At 72.7% G+C, this 19253-nt stretch carries 20 protein-coding genes; 15 read left to right on the top strand and 5 right to left on the bottom strand.

What is annotated here, in order from left to right:
- The first annotated feature begins 121 nt into the window (after positions 1 to 121).
- Positions 122 to 700, top strand: a complete 579-nt coding sequence (locus C8E97_RS28965; protein WP_147455265.1) for a hypothetical protein — start codon at positions 122 to 124, stop codon at positions 698 to 700.
- A 36-nt stretch (positions 701 to 736) separates the two neighbouring features.
- The gene (locus C8E97_RS28960) at positions 737 to 1555 is read left to right on the top strand and encodes an SCO4651 family lipoprotein (RefSeq protein ID WP_147455264.1); all 819 of its coding nucleotides are present in this window, start codon (positions 737 to 739) and stop codon (positions 1553 to 1555) included.
- A gap of 24 nt (positions 1556 to 1579) precedes the next feature.
- Here the strand turns inward: C8E97_RS28960 and C8E97_RS28955 are convergent, their stop codons facing one another.
- The gene (locus tag C8E97_RS28955) at positions 1580 to 2935 is read right to left on the bottom strand and encodes a coiled-coil domain-containing protein (protein ID WP_246019249.1); all 1356 of its coding nucleotides are present in this window, start codon (positions 2933 to 2935) and stop codon (positions 1580 to 1582) included.
- Positions 2936 to 4284: 1349 nt separating this feature from the next.
- On the opposite strand from C8E97_RS28955, the gene C8E97_RS28950 reads away from it, so the two are divergent.
- The 11 genes from C8E97_RS28950 to mutM all read left to right on the top strand — a co-directional run bounded on the left by C8E97_RS28950 (position 4285) and on the right by mutM (position 14633).
- Positions 4285 to 7662, top strand: coding sequence for a pyruvate carboxylase (locus C8E97_RS28950; protein WP_121008555.1), 3378 nt, complete (start codon positions 4285 to 4287; stop codon positions 7660 to 7662).
- Positions 7663 to 7887: 225 nt separating this feature from the next.
- Positions 7888 to 8973 carry an MBL fold metallo-hydrolase gene (locus C8E97_RS28945; protein ID WP_121008553.1) on the top strand — a complete coding sequence of 362 codons (1086 nt, stop codon included), beginning with the start codon at positions 7888 to 7890 and terminating at the stop codon, positions 8971 to 8973.
- Positions 8974 to 9384: 411 nt separating this feature from the next.
- Positions 9385 to 10008, top strand: a complete 624-nt coding sequence (gene rsmD / locus C8E97_RS28940; protein ID WP_121008550.1) for a 16S rRNA (guanine(966)-N(2))-methyltransferase RsmD — start codon at positions 9385 to 9387, stop codon at positions 10006 to 10008.
- Positions 10005 to 10487 carry a pantetheine-phosphate adenylyltransferase gene (coaD, locus tag C8E97_RS28935; RefSeq protein ID WP_121008548.1) on the top strand — a complete coding sequence of 161 codons (483 nt, stop codon included), beginning with the start codon at positions 10005 to 10007 and terminating at the stop codon, positions 10485 to 10487. Before rsmD ends, coaD begins: the two co-directional genes overlap by 4 nt.
- Positions 10488 to 10552: 65 nt before the next feature.
- Positions 10553 to 10975 carry a guanyl-specific ribonuclease gene (locus tag C8E97_RS28930; protein WP_121008547.1) on the top strand — a complete coding sequence of 141 codons (423 nt, stop codon included), beginning with the start codon at positions 10553 to 10555 and terminating at the stop codon, positions 10973 to 10975.
- A gap of 93 nt (positions 10976 to 11068) precedes the next feature.
- Positions 11069 to 11800: a DivIVA domain-containing protein gene (locus C8E97_RS28925; RefSeq protein ID WP_121008546.1), complete on the top strand. Its 732-nt coding sequence runs from the start codon at positions 11069 to 11071 to the stop codon at positions 11798 to 11800.
- A gap of 128 nt (positions 11801 to 11928) precedes the next feature.
- Entirely contained in the window at positions 11929 to 12516 is a 588-nt protein-coding gene (locus tag C8E97_RS28920) for a YceD family protein (protein ID WP_121008545.1), read from the top strand.
- Between the two features lie 2 nt (positions 12517 to 12518).
- Positions 12519 to 12701: a 50S ribosomal protein L32 gene (gene rpmF, locus C8E97_RS28915; protein WP_121008544.1), complete on the top strand. Its 183-nt coding sequence runs from the start codon at positions 12519 to 12521 to the stop codon at positions 12699 to 12701.
- Between the two features lie 28 nt (positions 12702 to 12729).
- The gene (gene rnc, locus C8E97_RS28910) at positions 12730 to 13533 is read left to right on the top strand and encodes a ribonuclease III (protein ID WP_121008543.1); all 804 of its coding nucleotides are present in this window, start codon (positions 12730 to 12732) and stop codon (positions 13531 to 13533) included.
- A gap of 5 nt (positions 13534 to 13538) precedes the next feature.
- On the top strand, positions 13539 to 13760 hold the full coding sequence (locus C8E97_RS28905; RefSeq protein ID WP_121008542.1) for a hypothetical protein: 222 nt from the start codon (positions 13539 to 13541) through the stop codon (positions 13758 to 13760).
- A 9-nt stretch (positions 13761 to 13769) separates the two neighbouring features.
- Positions 13770 to 14633 carry a bifunctional DNA-formamidopyrimidine glycosylase/DNA-(apurinic or apyrimidinic site) lyase gene (gene mutM / locus C8E97_RS28900; protein ID WP_121008541.1) on the top strand — a complete coding sequence of 288 codons (864 nt, stop codon included), beginning with the start codon at positions 13770 to 13772 and terminating at the stop codon, positions 14631 to 14633.
- Positions 14634 to 14645: 12 nt separating this feature from the next.
- Here the strand turns inward: mutM and C8E97_RS28895 are convergent, their stop codons facing one another.
- Positions 14646 to 15083, bottom strand: coding sequence for a MarR family winged helix-turn-helix transcriptional regulator (locus C8E97_RS28895; protein ID WP_121008540.1), 438 nt, complete (start codon positions 15081 to 15083; stop codon positions 14646 to 14648).
- 256 nt (positions 15084 to 15339) lie between these two features.
- Between C8E97_RS28895 and C8E97_RS28890 the strand changes: the two genes are divergently transcribed.
- Positions 15340 to 16017, top strand: coding sequence for a response regulator (locus C8E97_RS28890; protein WP_121008539.1), 678 nt, complete (start codon positions 15340 to 15342; stop codon positions 16015 to 16017).
- A 3-nt stretch (positions 16018 to 16020) separates the two neighbouring features.
- On the opposite strand, the gene C8E97_RS28885 is transcribed toward C8E97_RS28890, so the two are convergent.
- Positions 16021 to 17151 carry an NAD(P)/FAD-dependent oxidoreductase gene (locus tag C8E97_RS28885; RefSeq protein ID WP_121008538.1) on the bottom strand — a complete coding sequence of 377 codons (1131 nt, stop codon included), beginning with the start codon at positions 17149 to 17151 and terminating at the stop codon, positions 16021 to 16023.
- Between the two features lie 224 nt (positions 17152 to 17375).
- Between C8E97_RS28885 and C8E97_RS28880 the strand changes: the two genes are divergently transcribed.
- The gene (locus tag C8E97_RS28880) at positions 17376 to 17903 is read left to right on the top strand and encodes a GNAT family N-acetyltransferase (protein ID WP_121008537.1); all 528 of its coding nucleotides are present in this window, start codon (positions 17376 to 17378) and stop codon (positions 17901 to 17903) included.
- 185 nt (positions 17904 to 18088) lie between these two features.
- Here the strand turns inward: C8E97_RS28880 and C8E97_RS34985 are convergent, their stop codons facing one another.
- Both C8E97_RS34985 and C8E97_RS34980 read right to left on the bottom strand, forming a co-directional pair.
- A complete protein-coding gene (locus C8E97_RS34985) occupies positions 18089 to 18586 on the bottom strand; it encodes a hypothetical protein (RefSeq protein ID WP_170212021.1) in 498 nt (165 codons plus the stop codon).
- 141 nt (positions 18587 to 18727) lie between these two features.
- Positions 18728 to 19252 (bottom strand): hypothetical protein, encoded by a 525-nt coding sequence (locus tag C8E97_RS34980; RefSeq protein ID WP_170212020.1) that lies wholly within the window; start codon positions 19250 to 19252, stop codon positions 18728 to 18730.
- Position 19253: the final 1 nt, after the last annotated feature.

The raw sequence follows: 19253 nt of genomic DNA, 5'->3' as shown, positions 1-19253 counted from the left end.
GTCGGCTGGCCGTGGGTCGCTTGGTCGTGGGTCGGGTGGTCGTGGGTCGGGCGTCGGGTCGGCGGATCGCGAGTCGCGTGACCTGGCGGTGGCTCGGGCGCGGGCCGAGGTGCGGGAGCTGATGGCCGCCCGTCCCGACGTGCGGGAGATGGTCGTCCGGTCGTTGCTGCCGTCGTGGCTGTCCACCCGGTACCTGGGGTCGCTCAAGGCGTCGGGCGGGCTGATGCTGCTCGGCGCGCTCGGCTCGGCGGTGGCGAACGCGGGCGCGCCCTGGATCTTCCACCTGGTCGACGTGCTGCTGCTCGTGCTCGGTGCGGGCACGGTGTGGTCGGTGTACGGCCAGATCTCGATGCGCCGCATCGAGGCGACCCGGCTCCGCGTGCACGGGCCGGACGAGTGCGACACCGTCGCCGACGCCGGCGTGCGGCTCGTGACGCGGCCACCGTGGCGGGACGTCGTGGGCCGGCTGTTCGACCTGCTGGTGCTCGCCCTGCCGGTGGTGGTGGCGGCACGGGCGTGGTCGGACGGCGGGTGGGTGGTGCGCGTCGCCGCCGTGCTCACGGTCGGCTGCGTGGTGGCCGGCTCGGCGTTCCTCGTGCACTCGGCTCGGACGGCCGGCCAGTGGCGGCGCGACTTCATGGCGCAAGAGGACCTGGACTTGCCGCCCGTGCGCGACGAGTGGGACGTGTTGCTGCGCTGACCGGCGACCGGGCCCTTGGAGTATCGTCGCCGCATTGTGCGCCGTCTTCCGCTCGCGTTGATCCCGTTCGCGCTGGTCGCGTCCCTGCTGGTCGGCTGCTCGTCCGGTGGTGCGCCGGCGCCGGCGACGTCCTCGCCGCCCAAGGGCGACCTGGCGCTGCTGGCCGAGCGCATCGACCAACGACGGGCGGACCTCAAGACCGCTCGCTTCCACACCGAGAGCTTCGCGTCCGACGGCGACGCGACCGAGGTGCGCAACACCGTCGACGGCACGCTCCGCCAAGACGGCGAGCACGTCGCCGGGTCGATGGCGATGCAGGTGGCGACCGGCGGCCAGACCCGCAGGATGGACGTCGTCATGGTCCGTGACGGCCTGTACGTGCACGTCGACGGCGCACCGATGCCCGAGGGCAAGAAGTGGGGCCTCTACACCGGACAGAACAGCGGCGAGGTCGACGCCCTGCTGCGCGGGTTCGGTCCCGGCGCGACCGTCGGCGCGGAACTCGACTACGTGCAGCCGCGTGCGGCGCTCATCGTCGGACGCGGCGAGGAGCAGTTGGACGGCGTGCCCACGAGCCGCTACGAACTCGTGGTCGACCCCATGAAGATGGCGAAGGTCATCGAGGACCCCGACATCCAGCTCCAGCACACGCAACTCGCCGAGTACGGGGTGACCATCGCCGCCGCGGTGTGGGTCGACAACACCGCCGCGCCGCTCAAGGCGGAGTACCGGTTCGAGCTGAACGGCAAGGTGGTCAAGAAGTCCACCACCCGCTTCACCGACTGGGGCAAGCCGGCGGACATCACCACGCCGCCTGCGGCCGAGGTGGTGCCCGCCGACCAGCTCCCGCAGTAGCGGGCGGACCTGCCGCGCGACGCCCTACTGGCTGCGGCGGAACGGCAACTTCTTGGTCGGCTGCTCGGACACCGGCTGCTCCTCGGCCGCCGCCGGTCCGGACGCCGCCTGCTCGGGAGCTGCCGGTCCGGACGCCGCCTGCTCGGACGCCGCCTGCTCGGACACTGCTTGTGCGGGCGCTGCCTGCTCGGACACTGCCTGCTCGGGCGCCGGCAGGGCCGCCGGCTGCTCCGCCTCCGGCAGGGCGGCGGGCTGCTCCGACCGCGACTGTTCCGACTGGGGCAACTCCTCGGCGTCCAGCGACTTCAGCGAGGACACCGCCTGGACCATGGCGGCCTGGGCGGCGATGAACTGCTCCGACAGCGACTTGTGCAGGCCGCGCAGCTCGGTGATCTTCCGGTCGGCGTCGGTGATGCGGCGGTCCGCGTGGGCGTCCGCGTCCTTGACCGTCCGCTCCGCCTTGGCGGTGGCCTCGGCGACCGCCTGCTCGGCCTTCGCGTTGGCCTCGGCGATGGTCTGCTCGGCCCGCGCGTTCGCCTCGGTCACCGTCTTCTCGGCGTTGGCGTTGGCGTCCGCGGTGGTCTTCTCGGCGTAGGCGTTCGCGTCGGCGACCGCCTTCTCCGCCTTGGCCAGCGCCTCGGACTCCAGTTCGGCGATCTGCTTCTCCGAGTCGGCGCGCAGCTTGCCGACCTCGGCGCGGGCCTCGTCGAGCAGCCGGGCGGCCTCGGCCTTGGCCTCCTCGACGTGCACCTCGTGCTCCTTGCGGAGCGTCGTGCGCAGCTCGTCGTACTCCTTGTCCAGGTCGTCGTGGTAGCCCTTGTACTTCGCGTCCAACTCGACGCGGCGGGCGTCCAGCGCCTGGCTCTTCGCGTCGTACTCGGCCACGACGCGCTCGCGGTCCGCCCGCGTCTCGGCCAGCAGCGTCTCGTGCTCGGCGGTCAGCTTGCTCCGCAGCTCCTCGTGCGACCGCTCCAGCTCGGCCCTGCGGTCCTGGTACTGCTTCTCCAGCTCGGCCGCCCGCTGCTGGTGGGCCGCCTCCAGCTGCTTGCGGCGCTCGTCCAGCTCGCCCATCGCGCGCTGGTGCGCGGCGCGACCCTCGGCGGCGAACCGCTCGGCCTCGGCACGCGTGGCGTTGGCCTGGTCGATCGCGCCCTTGCGGATGTCGGCGATCTCCTCCTCGGCCAGCGACATCATCACGCGGACACGCTCGGTGACGTTCGACGCGTTCACCGGGCTGTTGGCCAGGTTGCCCAGCTGCGCCTTCACCTTGTCCAGCTCGGCGCGGGTGCTGTTGAGGAGCTTGCCCAGCTCCGCGACCTGGGCGGCGGCGGCGTCACGTGCTCTGGTGGAGTTCTTGAGGTCGAACTCCAGACGTGTCACGCGTTCGTTGACCTGCCGCTGGTTGTACCCGCGCAGAACAACGTCGAAGTGGGTGCGGGCAGCAGGCTGCCCAGTCCCTTCAGCCCCGGCCATATGCCCAACCCTACCGAGAACCCGACACCGTCCGTCACCCGATGCAGCGAGCACGGTGTCACGACTCGGTCATCGTTCGCTTACGGTGAGCACACCCCGGCGGGCGCGAATCCACCCATTCGTGAAGAAACGCCGCTTTTCGCCCGGACCGCCGCAGTCGAGTTTTTGACCGTTGTCGGCGCGCGGTCGACGCTGCGGAGGCTGGTGCTTACGGGTGGTGGTCGCGGCCCGCTCCGGGCCGGCGCGCGTGACCGCTGCCCGCTCGTGCTTTGTGCCAAGGCTGACGCGTGACCCTCGCCACTCAATGAGGTCGGGGCCCTCGGCCGTGGGTACGGAGCCGGTGGGGCACCACGCGTGGTGTCACCGGCCCGGCGGCTCCGGGCGGCTCCGACGGCCCGCGGTCGGACCTGGACTACCGGAGGTGGGACCCGCTGATGCCGACGCGAGCGACCGGGCCGGGCCGCCGACCCGACTACAGGACCACGAGTAGGGCCACGTGCGGGACCGCGGAGGGACCCCGTGCGCCGTGCTCCGGGGCGGGCCGGACCTGGACCGGAGGCCGCGTCCGCCTCGGTGGCGTCGACCTGCCGAACGGTGACTGCCCTGCTCAAGCCGCCATCGCCGCGGTCTCAGCACCGCCGCGATCACCGCTGCCAGGATCACCCCTGCCAGGATCACCGCTGCCGCCATCCTGCTGTCGTGATCGCGTCGATCGCGGTACCACCGCGGCTGCTGTCATCCCGGACTGGAGGTGGACGCCGCGCCTTCGACCGGCACGCCCTGACCGGCCGGCGGCGCGGCGGCACGCCCACTCGCCGTGGTTGATCGGGAACTCGCGCCCGAAGCTCGGTGCACTGGGTGGCGGACGAACCACGGGGCGTTCGAGGCCGCCACCACCGCTCTGACACCACTGGACATAGGGACTCCTCTCGGCTGCTCGGGTCGGTCTCGGCAGTGGGCGTTGCGGGTCCATTGTCGAACGTGCGTTCGAGAGGGGTCAAGATCACTATCGGGTGATGCGGCGGTGGTCGCCCGGACGCACCGCCGCGCGTGGTGTGAGCCCCCCGTCAGAAGGCTGCGCACGGCGGTCCGGCAAGGGACAATCCTCGCGCCGTGCCGCCGGGTCGGCGGCTGCTCCACCGCGTGGGTGAACGATCACGATGACGTCCGTCACGTGGGAAGCAGCTCCCGAGGAGCGGGATCTGCACGGTAGCTTGCCTTGATTCACCGCCGAGTGACCTGGGAGGGAACGCCGAATGTTCCGCAAGGTTCTTGTCGCCAACCGCGGCGAGATCGCGATCCGGGCTTTTCGCGCTGCCTACGAGCTGGGCGCCGGCACGGTTGCCGTCTTCCCCCACGAGGACCGCAACTCGCTGCACCGGCTCAAGGCCGACGAGTCCTACGAGATCGGCGAGCCCGGCCACCCCGTGCGGGCGTACCTGTCCGTCGAGGAGATCATCAAGGCGGCGCGCAAGGCGGGCGCCGACGCGGTCTACCCCGGCTACGGCTTCCTGTCGGAGAACCCCGAACTGGCGAAGGCGTGCGCGCAGGCCGGCATCACGTTCGTCGGCCCGCCCGCGGACGTCCTCGAACTGACCGGCAACAAGGCCCGCGCGATCGCGGCGGCCCGCGAGGCCGGCCTGCCCGTGCTCAAGTCGAGCGAGCCGTCGAGCGACATCGACGCCCTGCTCGCCGCGGCCGAGGACATCGACTTCCCGGTGTTCGTGAAGGCCGTCGCGGGCGGCGGCGGGCGCGGCATGCGCAAGGTCGACGACCCCGCCGCGCTGCGCGAGTCCCTGGAGGCCGCGTCCCGCGAGGCCGAGTCCGCGTTCGGCGACCCCACGGTGTTCCTCGAACAGGCGGTCGTGGAGCCGCGGCACATCGAGGTGCAGATCCTCGCCGACGGCGAGGGCCACGTGATGCACCTGTTCGAGCGCGACTGCTCGGTGCAGCGCCGCCACCAGAAGGTCATCGAGATCGCGCCCGCGCCGAACCTCGACCCCGCGGTGCGGGAGCGCATCTGCGCCGACGCCGTGCGGTTCGCGCGGCACATCGGCTACCGCAACGCGGGCACCGTCGAGTTCCTGCTCGACCCGCGCGGCAACTACGTGTTCATCGAGATGAACCCCCGCATCCAGGTGGAGCACACGGTCACCGAAGAGGTCACCGACGTCGACCTGGTGCAGTCGCAGATGCGCATCGCGTCCGGCGAGTCCCTCGCGGACCTGGGGCTCAGCCAGGACGCCGTGCGGCTGCGCGGCGCGGCCCTCCAGTGCCGCATCACCACCGAGGACCCCGCCAACGGGTTCCGCCCGGACACCGGCATGATCAGCGCCTACCGCTCGCCGGGCGGCTCGGGCATCCGCCTGGACGGCGGCACGACCGGCGCGGGCACCGCGATCGGCGCGCACTTCGACTCGATGCTGGTGAAGCTCACCTGCCGCGGCCGGACGTTCGCCGCCGCCGTGGCACGCGCCCGCCGCGCGGTCGCCGAGTTCCGCATCCGGGGCGTCTCCACGAACATCCCGTTCCTCCAGGCGGTCCTGGACGACGAGGACTTCTACGAGGGCCGCGTCACCACGTCGTTCATCGAGAAGCGCCCGCACCTGCTGACCGCGCGGCACTCCGCCGACCGCGGCACGCGCATGCTGACCTACCTCGCGGACGTGACGGTGAACCGGCCGAACGGACCCCGCCCGTCCGCGGTCGACCCCAAGGACAAGCTGCCCGCGATCGACACGGCCACCGAGCCGCCGGCCGGGTCGAAGCAGAAGCTCACCGAGCTGGGCCCGGAGGGCTTCGCCCGCTGGCTGCGCGAGTCGAAGGCGCTCGCGGTCACCGACACGACGTTCCGCGACGCGCACCAGTCGCTCTTGGCGACCCGTGTGCGCACCAAGGACCTGCTCGCGGTGGCGCCGCACGTGGCACGTATGACGCCCCAGTTGCTGTCCTTGGAGGCGTGGGGCGGCGCGACGTACGACGTGGCGCTGCGCTTCCTGGCCGAGGACCCGTGGGAACGCCTCGCGGCGCTGCGGGAAGCCGTGCCGAACATCACCCTCCAGATGCTCCTGCGCGGTCGCAACACCGTGGGGTACACGCCCTACCCCGAGGCCGTGACCACCGCGTTCGTCGAAGAGGCGACGAAGACCGGCATCGACATCTTCCGCATCTTCGACGCGTTGAACGACGTCGAGCAGATGCGCCCGGCGATCGAGGCGGTGCGCGAGACCGGCACGGCCGTCGCCGAGGTGGCGCTGTGCTACACGGCGGACCTGTCCAACCCGGACGAGCGCCTGTACACGCTCGACTACTACCTCAAGCTGGCCGAGCAGATCGTCGGCGCGGGCGCGCACGTGCTGGCCGTCAAGGACATGGCGGGCCTGCTCCGGCCGCCGGCCGCCGCGCGGCTCGTCACGGCGTTGCGCAAGGAGTTCGACCTCCCCGTGCACCTGCACACGCACGACACGGCGGGCGGTCAGCTGGCGACCTACCTGGCGGCCATCCAGTCCGGGGTGGACGCGGTGGACGGGGCGGCGGCATCGATGGCGGGCACCACGTCCCAGCCGCCGCTGTCGGCGATCGTGGCGGCCACCGACTACACCGAGCACGCGACCGGCCTCGACCTCCAGGCGGTGTGCGACCTGGAGCCGTACTGGGAGGCCGTGCGCAAGGTGTACGCGCCGTTCGAGTCCGGCATCCCCGGACCGACGGGCCGCGTGTACCACCACGAGATCCCCGGTGGGCAGCTCTCCAACCTGCGCACGCAGGCGGTCGCGCTCGGCCTCGGCCAGAAGTTCGAGGAGATCGAGGCCATGTACGCGGCGGCGGACCGGATGCTGGGCCGCCTGGTCAAGGTGACGCCGTCGTCGAAGGTCGTGGGCGACCTGGCGCTGCACCTGGTGGGCGCGGGCGTGTCGCCGCAGGACTTCGAGGCGGAGCCGAACAAGTTCGACATCCCCGCGTCGGTGGTCGGCTTCCTGTCCGGCGAGCTGGGCGACCCGCCCGGCGGCTGGCCGGAGCCGTTCCGCAGCAAGGCGCTCCAGGGGCGCGCGGCGCCCAGGGGCGTGGCGGAGCTGACCGACGAGGACCGCGCGGGCTTGGCGAACGACCGCCGCGCCACGCTGAACCGGCTGCTGTTCCCCGGGCCGACCAAGGAGTTCCTGGCGCACCGCGACGCGTACGGCGACACGAGCGTGCTGCGCAGCAAGGACTTCTTCTACGGCCTGCGACCGGGCGAGGAGTACTCGGTCGACCTGGAGCCGGGCGTGCGGCTGCTGATCGGCCTGGAGGCGATCGGCGAGGCCGACGAACGCGGCATGCGCACCGTGATGGCGACCCTGAACGGGCAGCTCCGCCCGATCCAGGTGCGGGACCGGTCGATCGCGGCCGAGGTGCCCGCGGCGGAGAAGGCCGACCGGAACAACCCCGACCAGGTGGCCGCGCCGTTCGCGGGTGTGGTCACGCCGTCGGTCGACGAGGGCGACGAGGTCGAGGCGGGCCAGACGATCGCGACCATCGAGGCGATGAAGATGGAGGCCGCGATCACCGCGCCCAGGGCTGGGCGCGTGAAGCGGCTCGCGGTGCGGGGCGTGCAGCAGGTGGAAGGCGGTGACCTGCTGGTCGTCCTGGGGTAGCCCTCGGGCGTCGTGATCGGGCCGGGCGTCCACAGCGGACGCCCGGCCCGATCACGTCGTCGCCGGGCGGGGTGGCCCGGTGACGGGGAATGCGGTCATGACTTCTTGTGACCGGCGATGACGGCTGGTGCCCGACGACGGGCCGCGACAGCGCCGGACGTCACTCCACCGGTTGATCTCCGGTTTCGTGGGAACCCGAAGGTCGAGCCGGCCGTTGGAGGAGCCATGAAGAAGGTCACCGCAGCGCTGCTTGGCGTGGCGGCGGGTGCGCTCGCGTGGGCGTTGCGCGACGTGCCCGTCGCGTTGGGCGGCACGCCCGGCGGGGAGCGCGTGCGGCGTTCCCCGCAGTTCCGCGACGGCAGGTTCCGCAACCGGGCGCGCACCCGCGCCGTGCCGTCCGACGGAGCGGGCGACACCGCGCGGGAGCTGTTCTTCGGTGGCCAGCAGCGGCACCCGGTGGGCGAGGTGCCGCTGGTGCCGCCCAGTCCGGGCGGGTCGGCCGAGGGGCTGCACGTCACGTGGTACGGCCACGCGTCCAGCCTGGTCGAGATCGACGGCGCGCGCGTCCTGATCGATCCGGTGTGGAGCGACCGGTGCTCGCCGTCCCGGCTGATCGGGCCGAAGCGGATGCACCCGGTGCCGCACGAGCTGAGCGAGGTCGGCCAGGTCGACGCGGTGGTCATCTCCCACGACCACTACGACCACCTGGACCTGCCCACGGTGCGGGCGCTGGTGGCGTCCGGCGAGGCGGTGTTCGTGGTGCCGCTGGGCATCGGGGCGCACCTGCGGCGGTGGAAGGTGCCCGAGGACCGGATCGTGGAACTCGACTGGGACGAGTCGCACGAGGTGGCCGGCGTGCGGTTGGTCGCGTCGCCGGCGCAGCACTTCTCCGGGCGCGGCTTCCAGCGGGACAACACGCTGTGGGCGTCGTGGGTGATCCTGGGGCCTCGGCACCGCGTCTACTACAGCGGTGACACCGGGTACTTCGACGGGTACGAGCGGATCGGGGCGGAGTACGGGCCGTTCGACGCGTCGTTGATCCAGATCGGCGCGTACGGGCCGGGGTGGCCGGACATCCACATGACGCCGGAGGAGGGGGTGGCGGCCCACCGGGACGTGCGCGGCGGCCTGCTGATCCCGGTGCACTGGGCGACGTTCAACCTGGCGTTCCACGACTGGGCCGAACCGGTCGACCGGGTGTGGCGGGAGGCCAAGGCGTGGGAAATCCCACTCGCGGTGCCGCGTCCGGGTGAACGGATCGACGTGGAGGACCCGCCCGCGGTCGACGGGTGGTGGCAGGCGCTGGCCTGAGGCCGGTGGTCGCCTGGTCCACAGTGGACGTGCGGCGGCTGTGGGCGTCCTCACGCGTCGAGAAGGTCCGGTGGGACCGGTCGCGGGGCGTCCTGCGGGCGGTGAGCACCGGGCAGGGTGTCGCGCGGTGCGGGCTGTTCCGCGGTCGTGACGCCGGGTCTGCGACCTTCGGCCTGCCGAACCGGGTAGTGGCCGCGGGTCGGGCCGGGTCGACCGGGCCGGGCGGTCCGGGTCGGGTGGCCGGGTCGGGCCGGGAGAGCAGGCAGGCGCGGGCGGGCAGGCGCGGGCGGGCAGGGCCGAGCCGGGTGGGGTCGGGCTCCGGCGCGACCGCGTCGGACCGTCTCCCGCCGTCGAGGGGGGCCGCGTGCCGGGCGTTCGTCCCGGCGTCGGCGCGCCTGCGACGATGGAGCCGTGACCAGGATCGTCGCGGGCGTCGCCGGGGGCCGTCGCCTGCAAGTGCCGCCGCGCGGCACCCGCCCCACGTCCGACCGGGTGCGGGAAGCGCTGTTCAGCTCGCTCGAAGCCCTCGTGGAGCTCGACGGCGCCCGCGTGCTCGACCTGTACGCGGGTTCCGGGGCGCTCGGCTTCGAGGCGTTGTCGCGAGGCGCGGCGCACGCCGTGTTCGTCGAGTCGGACAAGCGGGCTGCCGAAGTGCTGAAGGCCAACGCCAAGGCGCTCGCCCTGCCCGGCGCGACAGTCATCGCCCGCACCGCGGACGCCGTCGTCGCCGCGCCCGCCGAGCAGCCCTGCGACGTGGTGTTCGCCGACCCCCCGTACGCCGTGGGCGACGACGAGCTGCACCGCGTCCTCACCGCGCTGGTGGCCAACGGGTGGACCGCCGACGGCACGGTGGTCATCGTCGAACGCGCCGCGCGCAGCGCTGAGCCGATCTGGCCCAGTCCCTTGGAATCCTTGCGCAGCAAGCGATACGGCGACACGGCCCTGTACTGGGCCGAGCACGTGACCCCTACGGGTGATGCGGACCACGCACCAGAGTGGACGCATCCGATCGGGTGCTACCGTCCGAAACCATGACGCGTGCCGTGTGCCCCGGCTCCTACGACCCGGCGACCAACGGACACCTGGACATCATCGGCAGAGCGGCGAAGCTCTTCGACGAGGTCGTCGTCGCCGTGCTCATCAACAAGAACAAGAAGACCCTGTTCTCGGTCGAGGAGCGGACGGAGATGCTCCGCGAGGTGACGGCGCAGTGGCCGAACGTGCGGGTCGACTCGTGGCACGGCCTGCTGGTCGACTACTGCCGCGAGAACGACATCCAGGCCATCGTGAAGGGGCTGCGCGCGGTCAGCGACTACGACTACGAGCTGCAGATGGCGCAGATGAACCACCAGCTCACCGGGGTCGAGACGCTGTTCATGCCGACCAACCCGATCTACAGCTTCCTGGCCAGCTCCCTGGTCAAGGACGTGGCGACCTACGGCGGCGACGTCTCGACGCTGCTGCCGCCGTCGATCATGGCGCGGTTGACGCACCGCCTCGCGGAACGCCGCTGATCGGTCACGACCGGTTCACCTCGTCGTGGCGGTATGCTCACTCGGGGTGACTAGCCTGGTGTGACATGAGCGAGATCACCACGCGCGCCGCCACGGCGCTGCTCTCCCTGCTCCTCGTTCTCGTCGGGTCCCTCGGGGTCGCCGCGCCGGCGACCGCGGAGGCCACCACCCCCCAGGCCGCCTGCGGCGACACGTCGGCCTTCCGCCGGGTCGCCCTGTCCGCCCTGCCGTCCCAGGCCACCGACACCGTGCGCCTCGTCCAGCGCGGCGGGCCGTACCCGTACCCGCAGGACGACCAGACCTTCCGGAACCGGGAGCGCATCCTCCCGGCGTGCTCGTCCGGGTACTACCGGGAGTACACGGTCAAGACGCCCGGCAGCTCCACCCGCGGCGCGCGGCGGATCGTGACGGGCAACTCGTCGCCGAAGTCGTACTTCTACACGGCCGACCACTACGCGAGCTTCGTGCTGGTCGACATCTCGCGCTGAGGGGTGGGACACGCCCTACCGATCTCCCCACGGCGGGGTGACCGGCAGGGCACACTAGGACGGGTACCGCTGTGTGGGCGTGGGGAGTGTGCCGTGTACCGGGTGTTCGAGGCCCTCGACGAGCTGGTCACGATCGTCGAGGAAGCGCGTGGCGTGCCGATGACCTCCGGGTGCGTCGTGCCGCGCGGTGACGTGCTCGAACTCCTCGACGACGTGCGCGACGCCATCCCGGCGGAGCTGGACGACGCGCAGGACGTGCTGGACCACCGCGACGAGCTGGTCGGCAAGGCCCAGCACGAGCTGGAGGCGACCACGAGCAAGGCGCGGGCCGAGGCCGAGCGGATGGTGGCCGAGGCGCAGCACGAGGCCGAGCGGATGCTGTCCGAGGCCCGTGCCCGCGCCGAGCGGGCGGTCGCCGAGGCGGAGGACCAGGCCGAGCGCACCATCGCGGCCGGTCGCCAGGAGTACGAGGACCTGGTCGGCCGCGCCCACGCCGAGGCCGACCGCATGGTGCAGGCGGGCCGCGCGAACTACGAGCGGGCGATCGAGGAGGGCCGTGCCGAGCAGACCCGGCTGGTCGACCAGACCGAGGTCGTGCGGGCCGCGCACGCCGAGGCCGCCCGTGTGCTGGAGGCCGCGCGGTCCGAGGCGACGAGGCTGCGCAGCGAGTGCGACGCCTACGTCGACGGCAAGCTGGCCGACTTCGAGGACCTGCTCGCCCACACCCTGCGCTCCGTCGGCAAGGGCCGCTCGCACCTGCGCGGCCCGGCCGTGGCGAGCGCCGCGGCGCCGTTCGACTACCACGAGGCGAACGCCCGTTCCTGACCTCCCGGCACCCCTGTCCACACCCGACCGGACGACGTTCGACCTGCCGATTTCACGTCGACGCCCGTTGTCCCGTACCCTTGACCGGCTGGCCGTGGCAAGGCGCCCGTCGGCAAACACCGAACATCATGTCTGAGCATCGTCACGCGTCCACGCGTCCCACAGCGACCGGGCCCTGGGTCATCGACACCAGGGACCTCGGGCGTCGCGCGGGCGCCAGCCGCGCCGTCACCCGCTCGGTGCCGGCCGAGGGCGTCGGCCTGCTCGGCGTGATCGCGGTGCCGCCGGGTGGGAACATCGAGCTCGACCTGCTGCTCGAATCGGTGGTCGAGGGCGTGCTCGTGACCGGCACGGCCCGGACGACGGTCGAAGGGGAGTGCTCGCGCTGCCTGGAACCGCTGTCGTCCGAGGTCGAGGTGGAGCTGACGGAGCTGTACGCGTACCCGGACAGCACCACCGACGAGACCACCGAGGAGGACGAGGTCAGTCGGCTCCACGACGACCTGGTCGACCTCGAACCTGTGGTGCGCGACGCCATCGTGCTCGCGCTGCCGCAGGTGCCGCTGTGCTCGCCGGACTGCCTCGGGCTGTGCGTCGACTGCGGTGGCAAGCTGGCCGAGCTCGGGCCCGACCACGGGCATGAGACGATTGACCCCCGTTGGGCCGCTCTCCAGGAGCGGTTCGGCGGGAATCGTGACAATCCAGAGGAGAACTAGTCGTGGCCGTCCCGAAGCGGAAGATGTCGCGCTCGAACACGCGCTCGCGCCGCGCTCAGTGGAAGACCGCTGCCGTGCACCTGGTGGCCTGCTCGAACCGGGCCTGCCGCCAGCCGAAGCCGCAGCACGTCGCCTGCCCGACTTGTGGCCAGTACGACGGCCGCCAGGTCGTCCAGCCGGCCTGACCCTCCGAAGGCTAAGGAAGCGGCACCAGTGGGGGGTAGGTCGTCGCGCGGTCGGTCCGCCGACCGCGCCCCGCTGCTCGAAGCGCTCGGCGTCCCGTTGGACGCCGAGCTGCTGACGCTCGCGCTGACGCACCGGTCGTACGCGTACGAGAACGGCGGCCTGCCGCCGAACGAGCGACTGGAGTTCCTCGGCGACGCGGTGCTCGGCCTCGTCGTCACCGACCACCTGTACCGCACCCATCCCGACCTGCCCGAGGGGCAGCTCGCGAAACTCCGTGCCAGCGTGGTCAACATGCACGCGCTGGCGGGTGTGGCCAGGGGGCTGGGCGAGGACGGTCTGGGCGGGCACCTGCTGCTCGGTCGCGGCGAGGAGCTGACCGGCGGCAGGGACAAGGCGAGCATCCTCGCGGACGGCTTGGAGGCCGTCATCGGCGCGGCTTACCTCCAGTTCGGGATCGAGACCGCGCGTCGACTGGTCCACCACCTCTTCGACCCGCTGTTGGCGGAGGCGCCGCTGCGCGGTGCGGGGTTGGACTGGAAGACCAGTTTGCAGGAGCTCACCGCATCGGCGGGCCTGGGCGTGCCCGAGTACCGGGTGGACGACCAGGGGCCGGACCACCGCAAGGAGTTCACCGCGACGGTGCTCGTCGGTGGTCGGTCCTACGGCGCCGGCGATGGCCGTACGAAGAAGGAAGCCGAGCAGAAGGCGGCCGAGGCCGCCTACCGCGTGCTGTCCGAACGCGTTCGCGCCGAGCAGGAGGCCGCCGCGTCCGGGAACGGCCACGCGGACGACCAGGCTCCACCGCAGACTTCACCCAGCGAGGAAGACTGACGCCGATGTATGCCACGAACGTCCGCACGAACCGGCGCGTGCGCGACCACCGCCGCTCCCGACCGCTGAACGCCTCCCGCAACGGCGGCATCCAGGGCCTCGTCCTGGTCCGCGACACCACGCAGGCCGGTGGCTGGATGCTCAAGCCCACCAAGCCGCAGGCCGCCGCCTACGAGCTCCTGGAGGAGCTGGAGGCCGCCACCGGAGAGACCGAGACCGAGGACTGACCCGACCACGTGCCCGAGCTGCCTGAGGTCGAGGTCGTCCGCCGGGGCCTGCACGAGCACGTCGCCGGTCGGACCGTCGCCGAGGTCGAGGTCCTGCACGCCCGCGCGATCCGCCGCCACCTGCCGGGTGCGGCGGATTTCGCGTCCCGGCTGGCCGGCCGGTCGATGCTGGCGGCGCGGCGGCGGGGCAAGTACCTGTGGGTGGAGCTGTCCGACGGCGACGCCCTGCTCGCGCACCTCGGCATGAGCGGCCAGATGCTGGTCCAGCCGCCCGGCGCGCCCGACGAGAAGCACCTGCGGGTCCGGGTGCGGTTCGCCGACGGCGGGCCCGAGCTGCGGTTCGTGGACCAGCGCACGTTCGGCGGCCTGGCGCTGGCCGAGGTCGTGGAGGTGGACGGCGCCCCGCTCCCGCTGCCGGTGGCGCACATCGCGCGCGACCCGATGGACCCGGCGTTCGACCCGGACGCGGCCGTCGCGGCGATGCGGCGGCGGCGCACCGACGTGAAGCGGGCGCTGCTGGACCAGACGCTGGTGTCCGGCGTGGGCAACATCTACGCCGACGAGGCGCTGTGGCGGAGCCGCCTGCACAGCCTGCGCCCGACCGCCAAGCTCACCCGCGTGAAGGCGGCCGAGGTGCTCGCGCACGCCACCGAGGTGATGCGCGAGGCGCTGGGCGAGGGCGGCACGTCGTTCGACGCGCTCTACGTCGACGTCAACGGCCGGTCGGGCTACTTCGACCGGTCGCTGAACGTCTACGGGCAGCAGCACCGGCCGTGCCGGCGCTGCGGCACGGCGATCGTCCGCGAGCCGTTCATGAACCGCTCGTCCTACTCGTGCCCGCGGTGCCAGCCCAGGCCGCGCGGCGCGGCGTGAGGCCGGTGCGGCTCAGCGCTTCTTCGGCTCCGCGAGCCGGCGCAGCAGCGGCGTGACCGAGCGGACGTGGTCGCGCTCCTCCTCGGACAGCCGCGACAGCCGCTCGGACAGCAGTTCGGCCTCGCCGTGCGCGAGCGACAGGATGGTGTCGCGGCCGGCGCCGGTCAGCTCCACGATCGTGGCGCGGCCGTCCGCCGGGTCCGCCTCCCGGCGCACCAGGCCGCCGGATTCCAGTCCGGTCACCACCGTGGTCGCCGTCGGCTGCGAGCACAGCGCGCGCACCGCGATCTCGCCGATGCGCATGGGCCCCTGTGCGGCCAGCTCGGCGAGGACGAGGAGCTGCGTCGGCTGCAACCGCCGGACCGGACCCGACTGCCGCAGGCTGCGGATCAGCCGGTGCACGGCGACCACGAGCTGTAACGCATCCTGGTTGGTCACACTGGTGGTCATCGAGGACCTCCTCGTGGCTCACCGACCGTGAGCGCTTGTCCGAATTCGGACAGGACATTCGCACTGTCGCAGTACCAATGTCCAGCGAACGGATTCATTCGCACCCGGATGTACTCATCGGGTCCGCACCGATGCGGTTCCTGACCCGGCAAATCTGCGCAAATGCGGAGGTCAAGGGCATAAAGACCGCATCAGGAACACGCGAAAGCGGAGTCGTGCGCGGCGTGTCGGGCGACGCAGGACGTAGTGTCGCACCGTGACGAAGGTGCTCGTGGTCGACGACGAACCGCAGATCGTGCGCGCGCTGCGGATCAACCTCTCCGCACGGGGTTATTCGGTGCTCACCGCCCACGACGGCACGGGCGCGCTCAAAGTCGCCGCCGAGGGCAAACCGGACGTCGTGGTGCTCGACCTGGGCCTGCCCGACGTCGACGGCGCGGAGGTCATCGCGGGGCTGCGCGGCTGGTCGTCCGTGCCGATCATCGTGCTGTCCGCCCGCACCGACTCGACGGACAAGGTGGAGGCGCTGGACGCGGGCGCGGACGACTACGTGACCAAGCCGTTCGGCATGGACGAGCTGCTGGCGCGGCTGCGGGCGGCGGTGCGCCGGTCGGCGGTGGTCGAGGGCGAGGACGCGGTGGTGGAGACGGCGTCGTTCACCGTCGACCTGGCCGCGAAGAAGGTCGTCCGCGCGGGCGAGGAGGTCCACCTCACGCCCACCGAGTGGGGCCTGCTGGAGATCCTGGCCCGCAACCGCGGCCGGCTGGTCGCGCAGAAGCAGCTCCTCCAGGAGGTGTGGGGCCCGCAGTACGCGAAGGAGACCCACTACCTGCGGGTGTACCTGGCCCAGCTCCGGCGCAAGCTGGAGCCCGAGCCGTCGCACCCCCGGCACCTGGTGACGGAGCCGGGGATGGGCTACCGGTTCGAGCTGTGACGCTCAGCCCGCGGGCAGGGTGGGGTAGTGCTGGAACAGGACGGTGAAGCGCACCACGGACTCCTTGTACAGGGCGGCGAGGCGTCCGGTCAGGACGGCCCCGCTCGGGCGGTCGTCGTGGTCGACGAACTGGATGACGCCGTCGCCCCGGCCGAGGCTGATGCACTGCTGGCGGTAGCGGAACCGGAACGGTTCGGGCTGCCGGCCGCGCAACCGGTCCGCGAGCGCCCGCACGGCCTGCTGCGCGGCGGGCATCCCGGTCGCGCACGCCATGCGCAGCTCCGCGCCGCCGGGGCGGCGGACCGCGGCGGCGTCGCCGATGCCCACCACCTCCGGGTGCGACACCGAGCGGAGGGTGTCGTCCACGACCATCCGGCCGCGGTCGTCGACGGCGAACCCGGCTTCCCGCGCCAGGTCGGGCACGCGGAACCCCGCCGTCCACACGACGGTGTCGGCGGTGATCGACGCGCCGTCGGCCGGCGTCACGCCCCCGGCGTGGACCGAGGTGACGCGGGTCCGCTCGCGGACCTCGACGCCGAGCCGGTCGAAGGCGTCGCGCACGTGGCGGCGAGCCCGGTCGGACAGCGCGTCGCCGAGCACGCCGCTGGTGATCAGCGTTACTCCGAGGCCGGGGTGGCACTCGGCCAGTTCGGCGGCGGCCTCCATCCCCGTCAGGCCGCCGCCGACGACCGCCACCGTCCGGGCGTGCGCGAGGTCCGCGCGCAGCCGCTCGGCGTCCTCCCTGGTGGCGATGGTGCGGGCGTGCTCGCGGGCACCCGGCGTGGAGTCCAGGTCCGCGTGGCTGCCCAGCGCGTAGATCAACCGGTCGTAGGTCAGCGCGCCGCGCGTCAGCCGGACCTCGCGGGTCGAGGGGTCGATCGCCGTGACGCGGTCCACCACCAGGTCGACGCCGGTGCCGCGCAGCAGGTCGGCGAGCGGCAGGTCGCGCAGCCGCTGCCCGGCGGCGAGCTGGTGCAGCCGCACCCGTTCCACGAACCGGTCGTGGGCGTTGACCAGGGTGACCCGTGCGTCGGTCCACTTCGCCGCCAGCTTGGCCGCCGCCAGTCCCGCGTAGCCCGCGCCGACGACCACGATCCGCGGTGGGGTGCCCGCGGAACCCGTGTGCTCAGTCATGTCCCCGTCCTCTCGTCAGGAGTGGAGCGAGGGGGCGAGGCTCGTCGTGACATGATCATTTTGTGATCCGCGTCGCGTCGGCGCGGGGTGGCGACGGGCACTTCGGGGGTGACCCGGTCGTTGTCCATCACGGGACCGTGCGCCGGCGCACGCCGGGCGACCGCGGGTCCCGAGCGGTCGGCGGTGGCGGTCAGAGGACCGGTCACCCTCGGGGGAGGACAGCAGTGATCATCACGGCGCACACGTCCGATGTGGAACCGGCGGTGCTCGCGGAGGCGCGCGAGCTGTGCGACGCCGCGTTCGACGGCGAGTTCAGCGACGAGGACTGGGAGCACGCGCTGGGCGGCGTGCACGCGCTGGTGTGGGACGGCGACGAACTCGTCGGGCACGGCTCCGTGGTGCAGCGCCGGTTGGTGCACGGCGGCCGGGCGTGGCGCACGGGCTACGTGGAAGCCGTGGCGGTGCGGGAGGACCGCCGCAAGCGCGGGCACGGCGCGGCCGTCATGACGGCCCTTGAGGACGTGGTGCGCGGCGCGTACGAGCTGGGTGCGTTGGGTGCGGCGGAGGACGCGGTGGACTTCTACGCGGCGCGCGGGTGGCGGCGGTGGCTCGGGCCGACCTCGGTGCTGGCGCCCGGCGGCCCGGAGCGCACCGAGGAGGACGACGGCGGCGTCTTCGTGCTGCCGGTGACGGCCGACGTGGACCTCAGCGGCCCGCTGGCGTGCGACTGGCGCGGCGGGGACGTGTGGTAGGTGGGCTGTGTTGGATTGCCGCGACTTCGTCGCGGCGGCTCGGCCGCCATTTTGTCGGGCCGTCGCGCCTGATTTCCCGCCGATCGAAGGGCGTGATCGGCGGGAAATCAGGCGCGACAACCCGACGCGGCCTCGCGAGGCGCGTGCAGGGGCGATGGGGGAGTGGAGGGCGAGAAGGGCGGGGGTTAGGGCTCCTCGTCGTCGTCTTCTTCCTCGTGGGGTGGTGTGGTTGGCGGCGGGCTCGTGGTCGGCGCGGTGGTGGAGGACGACGGCGGGTCGGGGATCGGCCCGTACGAGGTCGGCGGGTTGCTCTGCGGCTGGGTCGTCGTCGGCTGCCGGGCCTGCGCGGGCGCGGTGGTGGTCACCGCGGCGGCCGGCGGCTCCTCGGCCCTCGGCGCGACGGCATCGGCGGCATTCGACGGCGAGGGGCGCGTCGACACCGTGATCACCACCGTGGACGTCCGGCCGTCCGCCACCCGGACCGACGTGCTGACCGACGCCTGGACCTCGACCTGAGGCGGTGGCGGCACCGCCTCCGGCGCGGGGGCGTCGTCGCCGCCGACCAGCACCGACGCGAGCGCGGCCACCACCGTGGCGACGACCGCGCCACCGCCGGCGAGCAGCGCCACCGTCGGGACCTTCCTCTTCCTCTTCGGCGACTTCTGCTGGGCTTCCTCTGGCACGCCACCTCCCTGTGGGCAACCCGGACGGATGGTCGGGTGTCCGGGTTATCGGCGGCGCACGGCGGCCTCCTCATCGTTGGCCCGGCCCTCCACCCCTTCGTGTGGTGGTCCGTCACCCCCGCGTGAGGTGGTCGTTTGGCCTCAGCCGGTCGACGAGGAGGAGGCGCCGGTCGGGGGTGTCGTGGTGGTCGGAGTCGAGGTGTCCGAGGTCGTCGTCGGCTTGGTCGGCGGGTCGTCCGTGGACGTGGGCGCGACGGTGGGGGTCGGGTTCGGCGGCTGGGGTGGCTGGGGCTGCTGGGGCTCCTCGACGGTGGTGGTCGTGGTGGTGCCGTCGGCGCGGGTCACCGTCGTCACGCGGGTCCGCTTGGGCGTGGTGGTGGTCGTCGTGGTGGTGGTCCCGCCGGTCGACGTCGTCGTCTCGGCGGTCGTGGTGACCGCCACCGACGCCGTCGTGGTGCTCGGCGCGGTGGTCAGCGAGTTGCGCGACACGACGTCCTCGCGCGGGATCGGCTTGGCGGGCGCGGCGTGCTGCGACCCGGCCGCGATCGAGGCGATGGACGCGAAGATCGTCGCCACCACCACGCCGGAGGCGGCCAGCAGGATGTTCGGCGACACGCGCGGGCGGCGGCGGTCGGGTTCCGGCGCCTCGTACAGCCCCTCGGTCAAC

The organism is Saccharothrix australiensis, from assembly GCF_003634935.1.
Classification (GTDB): Bacteria; Actinomycetota; Actinomycetes; order Mycobacteriales; family Pseudonocardiaceae; genus Actinosynnema; species Actinosynnema australiense.
Note: the sequence above shows the minus strand (reverse complement) of the source record. Positions and strands in the feature narration are given on the sequence as shown.

Excerpts from the sequence above, each read along its gene's own strand:
- C8E97_RS28885 (WP_121008538.1), bottom strand. The coding sequence starts at position 17,151 with ATGACTGAGCACACGGGTTCCGCGGGCACCCCACCGCGGATCGTGGTC.
- C8E97_RS28945 (WP_121008553.1), top strand. The coding sequence starts at position 7,888 with ATGAAGAAGGTCACCGCAGCGCTGCTTGGCGTGGCGGCGGGTGCGCTC.
- C8E97_RS28930 (WP_121008547.1), top strand. The coding sequence starts at position 10,553 with ATGAGCGAGATCACCACGCGCGCCGCCACGGCGCTGCTCTCCCTGCTC.
- C8E97_RS28920 (WP_121008545.1), top strand. The coding sequence starts at position 11,929 with ATGTCTGAGCATCGTCACGCGTCCACGCGTCCCACAGCGACCGGGCCC.
- C8E97_RS28905 (WP_121008542.1), top strand. The coding sequence starts at position 13,539 with ATGTATGCCACGAACGTCCGCACGAACCGGCGCGTGCGCGACCACCGC.
- coaD (WP_121008548.1), top strand. The coding sequence starts at position 10,005 with ATGACGCGTGCCGTGTGCCCCGGCTCCTACGACCCGGCGACCAACGGA.
- C8E97_RS28965 (WP_147455265.1), top strand. The coding sequence starts at position 122 with ATGGCCGCCCGTCCCGACGTGCGGGAGATGGTCGTCCGGTCGTTGCTG.
- C8E97_RS28950 (WP_121008555.1), top strand. The coding sequence starts at position 4,285 with ATGTTCCGCAAGGTTCTTGTCGCCAACCGCGGCGAGATCGCGATCCGG.
- C8E97_RS28895 (WP_121008540.1), bottom strand. The coding sequence starts at position 15,083 with ATGACCACCAGTGTGACCAACCAGGATGCGTTACAGCTCGTGGTCGCC.